Here is a 2,343-nt window from a genome sequence, read left to right as displayed (position 1 = left end):
GACAGATTTGGCGGCCATCCAAGCACTCTCAGCAGCTGGTCGCCATCAGGAATGCCTACAGGCTTGCCAAGAAGTCCTTGAGCAAGACCTTGAGCAGGCAGTTGCTTACAAATATGCAGGAAAATCCCTATTAGCCCTAGGGCAGATGGAGCAGGCTCAGGATCTCTTGCTCAAAGCTCAACAGCTCGACCAGTCAGATCCAGAGATAGTCAAGGAAATCGGGAACTGCTTCAACGCAACCCAAAACAATGTAGAAGCAAAAAGAGCGTACAAACATGCGCTTGCAATAGATCCCAATTATGCTCCAGCACTTAATAATTTAGGGCTAATCGCTAAACGGGAAGGGGATCTTCAAGCAGCAGCAACTCTCGTTAAAGAAGCCATTGCAATAAATCCAGATTTCGCCCCATTCCACCTGAGCCTAGGTGGAATCTACAAAGAGCTCGGAAAGATTGACGAAGCACTAAACTCCATTCTTAAATCCTTAGATCTTAATCCTAACAACGCAAATGCCTACATAATCCTGGCCAACATCTACGAAAAACTCGGCAAACCTGATCAAGCATTAAGCTCCGTTCTTAATTCCTTAGATCTCAATCCTGACAACACCGATGCTCTTATGATTCTAAGAAGCATATATATAAAAAACGGAAACCTTGATAAAGCACTTACTTATACCCTCAAAATTTTAGATCTAAAGCCTGATGACCCTGATGTGTATATAAGTCTGGCTGAAATCTACCACAATCTTGGAAACATTGTTCAAGCCCTCAATTACATCCACAAGTGTCTAGCACTCAGCCCTGATAATCCAATCGCCCATATGAATCTGGGCAGGATCCATACCGAGCTAGGCAACTTTGACACAGCCTTAGCCTCTATTAACAGAGCAATAGAACTTAAACCTGATAATGCCAGCGTGCACATAAGCCTGGGCGACACCTACCAAAAACTCGGCAACCCCGCTCAAGCAGTAACCTCAATTCTTAAATCCTTAGAGCTCAATCCTGATGACGCCAGCGCCTACATGAAGTTGGGATTCCTTTACAAATGTCTGGGAAAGCTCGATCAAGCTCTTGCGGCCACACTTAAATCCATAGAGCTCAAACCTGACAGCCCCGAAGCAAGCCTTAATTATGGGGTAATGTTACATTTACTAGGCAGATTCGAAGAATCTATAGAATGGCAAGAAAATGCAATGGCGCTTAGGCCAGGCTTCAGGCCAGCGATGAGTGCAAAAGGAAAATCCTTAATTGAAATCGGCAGATACACAGAAGGGCTGAAGCTCGTCAGGGAAGGCGATGGCTATGTGAGGATAGATTTTTGCAAGGGCATTTTAATTCATTCATGAAGAGAATAGGAATCGCAGAACCAGGCCAAATACCACATTTCATAGGCTCATGGGCAATAGAGCCACTTTCACTATGCAACAATATAATACATTATTTTGAGCATAGTAAAAGCAAACAGGTACAAGGCTCTACTGGTTTAGGGAAAGCAAATCTTGCCAGAAAAAATAGCGATGACATTACTATCCTTCCGAGAGAAATCTCTGCGCCTGGGAACGAGATATTCAAGGAATACCTGAATGCATTGCATAAGTGCTATGTAGATTATCTAATTCAATGGCCGTTCCTGAAAGAGGCAGCTCCTAAATTGGACATTGGCGCTTTCAATATTCAGAGATACGAAAAAGGTCAGCATTTCAAGAAAATACACACCGAAAGGTCATTACGCAACATGGAGCGGGAGCTTGTCTTCATGACATATTTAAACAGCGTAAAGGAGGGAGGCTCTACTTGTTTCAGCCATTATGAGCTAGAAGTGCAGCCAAAAAAAGGATTGACATTGATATGGCCCGCACACTGGACTCACGCACACAAGGGGAATATCGTAAAAGAAGGGCAAAAATATATTATCACTGGATGGATGGACCTTTGTTAGAAACATATAGATTCTTGGAATTTGCGAATTACTGCTTTCAAAAATAGCGCGAAATCAAGAAGCAATTCTATCTAGGAGATGATGGAATGAAGAGTCTGAACAACCAAGGAAACTACGAAAATAACATCTAATAAATTTCCATCCCATGCATGTATCAGCCCTGGGAATAAAAGCTTATCTTTACTGAACGGATTGGCCTGGCTCAAAACAACCGTGGTGCTGTAGTCGGAGCAGTGGCGCCAACCTGGGAAAAACCCTGCGCCGTTTGCCCTATTGGCAGGAGCTGGTGAAACAGAAAGCCGAGCAAGGCGAATGGCTGAGGCCCTATAGCTTCCGCGACACCTATTCACTAGTTTGCGAATCACTGCAGATGCACAAGGCTGATCTCTGCGCAGCGAT

The 2,343-nt window shown here is 44.0% G+C and carries 2 protein-coding genes; both read left to right on the top strand.

Annotated features, from left to right (window positions below):
* Positions 1–1,351: lipopolysaccharide assembly protein LapB (locus PMIT1303_RS12580; RefSeq protein ID WP_156487028.1), on the top strand; the 1,351-nt coding region annotated here is incomplete at its 5' end.
* Positions 1,348–1,944 (top strand): 2OG-Fe(II) oxygenase, encoded by a 597-nt coding sequence (locus PMIT1303_RS12575; RefSeq protein WP_063399009.1) that lies wholly within the window; start codon positions 1,348–1,350, stop codon positions 1,942–1,944. The genes PMIT1303_RS12580 and PMIT1303_RS12575, both read left to right, overlap by 4 nt.
* Positions 1,945–2,343: the final 399 nt, after the last annotated feature.

Source organism: Prochlorococcus sp. MIT 1303 (genome assembly GCF_001631965.1).
GTDB lineage: Bacteria > Cyanobacteriota > Cyanobacteriia > PCC-6307 > Cyanobiaceae > Prochlorococcus > Prochlorococcus marinus_D.
This window is presented reverse-complemented; position numbering and strand designations above follow the sequence as displayed.

What these genes read in the sequence shown, in the direction of transcription:
- PMIT1303_RS12575 (WP_063399009.1), top strand. Translation starts at nt 1,348, where the DNA reads ATGAAGAGAATAGGAATCGCAGAACCAGGCCAAATACCACATTTCATA.